The sequence below is a fragment of the Sandarakinorhabdus oryzae genome (assembly GCF_009733735.1).
Lineage (GTDB): Bacteria > Pseudomonadota > Alphaproteobacteria > Sphingomonadales > Sphingomonadaceae > Sandarakinorhabdus > Sandarakinorhabdus oryzae.
The window spans coordinates 1-4,365 of the sequence record NZ_WNJP01000203.1 but is presented as its reverse complement, the minus strand read 5'-3'; the positions used below and the strand labels follow the sequence as shown (position 1 = coordinate 4,365).

Here is a 4,365-nt window from a genome sequence, read left to right as displayed (position 1 = left end):
GGGCCGTGGCCAGCGCGCTGCCCGGCGGGGCCGCCGCGCGGTTGGCGTCGCGCGCCGAACCGGGCCAGCCACCCCCCGCCATCGCCCGCGCCATCACCGCCATCCAGGCCCTGCTGGCCGGCGATCGTGTGGACCTCGGCTTCATCGCCTGCGAACCCCACGCCGATCCCTTCGCCGAACAGGTCCGCACCCTCACCCGCGCCATCCCGCCCGGCCAAACCCGCACCTACGGCGACCTTGCCACCGACCTCGGCGACAAAGCCCTCGCCCGCGCCGTCGGCACCACCCTCGGCCGCAACCCACTCCCCCTCATCGTCCCCTGCCACCGCGTGCTGGGCGCCGATGGCAAGTTGACCGGCTTCTCCGCCCCCGGGGGCGTGAAGACCAAGCTGAAGCTGCTGGAGATCGAAGGGGCGTTCCGCAGCGATGGCCTGTTCGGCGCGCTGCCTCTGGCGCTGAAGCCGGGTCGGGGCGGCTGACTGGCCGGTTGTGCCTTGTCTTCGCAGAGGAAGAGTGGCCTCCGGCGGCCAGGGTCGCAGACCCTGGACCCGATCGTTTGGACTGCCGTTGCAACCCGTCACCCCTGACTTGCTCCGGGGTCACGCTGCTTTGGCGGTCGTTGGAGAATTTGCCATCATGATCGCTTCGGAGCAGTCTAAAGTGAATTGATGTTGCAAAAAGGCGTGCATTCTCGTGAGCAAGCCAGTCTACAGAAAGCTCATGGCCAGCCTGTTGGACGCGCTTGGCCTGGAATGGCATCGTGCCCGCGCAGATCTCATCTATCGGACTGACAAGAAATACCTGATGCAGTGCATCACCTGCCAGTCATCAAACTTCTCCAGTGACTATGTGCCGGCAACGTTTGTGCACATCTTGCCAAAAGGCGGGGACTTTCTGCGCTCGGATATTGGTGATCGGATCAAGACGCCCCGAAGCGGCTTCCTGGGGTTGAAACCGCCGCGTGATCTCTGGCTGGACGGTTCATCGGATCCGCCGTTGGCCGACGTGCTGCGCCTCGCGACGGCAAAAGCCATTATCCCCTTCGATTCCCCGCTCACGGTCGAAGCACTTGCAGCGCAGATCGACAGGAGCAGCAAATCCTCGTTTGAATATGCCCAATGGTGGAGTGCCGGCATTGTCTATGGACTTTGCGGAAGGCCGGACCAAGCGCGCACCTGTCTCGACCGCGCGCGCAAGCAACTTGAAAGGCTGCAATCGAGGCTGGACAAGGACGGTATCGCCCGATGGGATTGGGTTGGTGAGGCGCTTGCAGCCATCGCACAGGCGCGCCTCCTGCTTGAACATCAAAGGCAATTCTCGACATGGTGCCGCAGTATCGCAGCAACCTCGGCAGCAGCATTGGGACTGACGGCTTACGTCTGAAATAGCCGTGGAAATGGCGGCAGCAATGGACTTGATCTCGCGATTGACTCGAGCATCTGGTGCCTGCGCGACCCCTTGTCCCGTCGCTCCCGACTTGATCCGGGGTGAGGTGCGCGAAGTGCCGGCTGAAAACGACCGGGTCCAGGGTCTGCGACCCTGGACCCGGTCGTTTCAATCTGCCCCAAGCGTCCAGGATACGTTGGCAGATTTGAGCGCTTAGTTTAACTTCACGGTGGACCCTCATTTGCGACTATGAATGCATCGCGGGAATTGCATTGTGGTGGTTTTCATTTTCTATGCAGCATAGCCTCGCCAGGATGTTTTGTATGAAAGCCTCTACAAAATTCAGAATATCGGCCGCAGTAATGAATTTCATAGTCATAAATATATTAGGAATAGTGCTGAATTTAATGAGGAATTTTGTCTACGGCATTCCGATTTATCCCATAAGACAAGGATTCCTTGTGCTCATATTGTTTTTCGTAATTTCAATACTAATGACTTTATGGGCATTTTTCCGGCCGGATTGGAAAATAGAGCCACAAGATCATCAAGATTTGCAAGACAGCTGAGCCTGAGATGAAGCCAGCATAACAACGAAAGTTGCAGTGCCGCCCAATAGCAACCTGCCAAGAACAAACGGGTCCAGGGTCTGCGACCCTGACCGCAGGAGGTCTGGCTTTTGCTCCCGCCTGCCTGTCCTACAGGGCCGCCAATGGGCTATACGCCCGCCCACGGTCATTGTGCGTCAAGCGACGGCCACATGAGCCCGTCAGGTCGGGCGATAGTCTGGAGCGAAAGATGGGTAAAACTGTCTCGCGTAAGTTTTACAAGGACTTAACCTGCCGGATCTGTAAAATATGTCAAAACCGGATGTCGTGGCGGACGGGGCATGACAAGCGCGCGCACACACCGTAAAGCCTTCCCCGCCATGACCTACAGCAGCGACTTTCTCCGGCGGCTCGAAACGCGCGGGTTCATCCATCAGATCACCGATGCCGCCGCCCTGGATGGCGCGGCGGGCAAGGGCGTGATCACGGCCTATGTCGGCTTTGATTGCACGGCGCCCAGTCTGCACATCGGCAACCTGGTATCGATCATGATGCTGCGGCATCTGCAAGCGTCGGGGCACAAGCCGATCGTGCTGATGGGCGGGGGCACCACCAAGGTGGGTGATCCGTCGGGCAAGGACGAGGCGCGGCAGTTGCTGGATGATGCGCAGATCAACGCCAACATGGCGAGCATCCGCCGCATTTTCGAGCGGTTCCTGCGCTTTGGTGACGGGCCGAGCGATGCCATCATGGTCAACAACGACGAGTGGCTGTCGCAGCTGATGTACATCCCGTTCCTGCGCGATGTCGGCCGGCATTTCTCGATCAACCGCATGCTGACCTTTGACAGCGTGAAGCTGCGGCTGGAGCGGGAGCAGCCGCTGTCGTTCCTGGAATTCAATTACATGATTTTCCAGGCCTATGATTATCTGGAACTCAACCGGCGCTTTGGCTGCACGCTGCAGATGGGCGGCAGCGACCAGTGGGGCAACATCGTCAACGGCACCGATCTCATCCGCCGCACGGAGGCGAAAGAGGCGTTTGGCCTGACGACGCCGCTGATCACCCGGTCTGATGGCGCCAAGATGGGCAAGACCGCCAAGGGCGCGGTGTGGCTGCACGAGGACCAGCTGCCGCATTTCGATTACTGGCAGTTCTGGCGCAACACGCATGATGCCGATGTGGGGAAGTTCCTGCGGCTGTTCACCGATCTGCCGCTGGACGAGATTGCCCGGCTGGAGGCGCTGGAAGGCGCCGAGATCAACACGGCCAAGGAAGTGCTGGCCACCGAAGCCACCGCGCTGTGCCGCGGCCGGGCAGCGGCCGAGGCCGCAGCGGAAACGGCGCGCGCGACTTTTGCGGCGGGCGGTGCCGGCGAGGAGTTGCCGCAGTTCGCTGTGAGCGCCCCCGTCACCATCATCGATGCCCTCATTGGCCTGGGTTTTGCCGCGTCGAAGAACGAAGCGCGCAAGCTGGTGGCGCAGGGCGGTGCCCGCATCGATGGCGCACCGGCAGGCAGTGATGCCGCGCTGGTGGCGCCGGGGCAGAAGGTGAGCGCCGGCAAGAAGCGGCACGGGCTGGTGGTGGCCGGCTAGTGGCATGACCTTGCCAAAAGATTAAGGAAGTATTGACGAGCGCGTAACTTGTGATAGCCTCCGGGGCAGGGTCGCACCTTGTCGTTTGTTCGTGAGGAGGCTCATCATGCGTAAATATCTGTTGGCCGCCACGGCCGCCGCCCTGATCGCGCCGGCCGCCCATGCCGGCACCAACGTTGCCACCGACTGGTTTTCGATCACCTACAGAACATATCACGGGATTCTGAGGCCGGGTTCGCCGTGGGTGCCGAACTCGACTCCGTCCAATGCGACCGCGCCAGTGGATGGCACGCCACAACCGGAACAGACGCAGTGGAACAACGGCAGCTTCTGGTGGGACGAAGGCGCCCCCGAAGCGACCGCGCCGATGTTCTGGGAACTGCAGCTCAATAAGAAATACGCGATCAACCAGCTGCTGGTGCAGGCCGACAACAATGACACCTATCGGGTGGATTATTGGAACGGGTCGGCCTGGGCGCCGATCTTCAACGTTGGCGCCGTGGCCGGCTTTGGCCTGATGACGCGGGACAGCGGCGTGTTCGCACCGATCTTCACCGATCGCTTCCGCTTCCAGGCGACGGGCGGCGATCTTTATTATTCGCTGGGCCAATTCCAGGCCATCGGCACGGTGCCGGAACCGGCGAGCTGGGCGATGCTGATTGCCGGCTTTAGCCTTGTCGGTGCGGCGTCGCGCCGGCGGCGGGTCAGCGTTTCCGCCTGAACCGGCGCGCCCCGGCGGCTATTCCGCCGCCGGGGCGGCCGGCAGGTCGATCGCCACCTTCAGGCCCGGCTTGTTGTCGGCCAGGGTGAGCGTGCCGCCGTGCAGGCGGGCGACG

At 61.5% G+C, this 4,365-nt stretch carries 4 protein-coding genes; all 4 read left to right on the top strand.

The features are described from left to right. The coding region (locus GJ693_RS14135) for a methylated-DNA--[protein]-cysteine S-methyltransferase (RefSeq protein WP_156256917.1) at positions 1 to 479 on the top strand (479 nt) is incomplete at its 5' end. Positions 480 to 693: 214 nt separating this feature from the next. Further along, positions 694 to 1,383 carry a hypothetical protein gene (locus GJ693_RS14130; RefSeq protein ID WP_156256916.1) on the top strand — a complete coding sequence of 230 codons (690 nt, stop codon included), beginning with the start codon at positions 694 to 696 and terminating at the stop codon, positions 1,381 to 1,383. 931 nt (positions 1,384 to 2,314) lie between these two features. Then, positions 2,315 to 3,529, top strand: coding sequence for a tyrosine--tRNA ligase (gene tyrS / locus GJ693_RS14125; protein ID WP_156256915.1), 1,215 nt, complete (start codon positions 2,315 to 2,317; stop codon positions 3,527 to 3,529). Positions 3,530 to 3,635: 106 nt separating this feature from the next. Then, a complete protein-coding gene (locus tag GJ693_RS17565) occupies positions 3,636 to 4,250 on the top strand; it encodes a PEPxxWA-CTERM sorting domain-containing protein (protein WP_235902938.1) in 615 nt (204 codons plus the stop codon). Positions 4,251 to 4,365 lie beyond the last annotated feature (115 nt).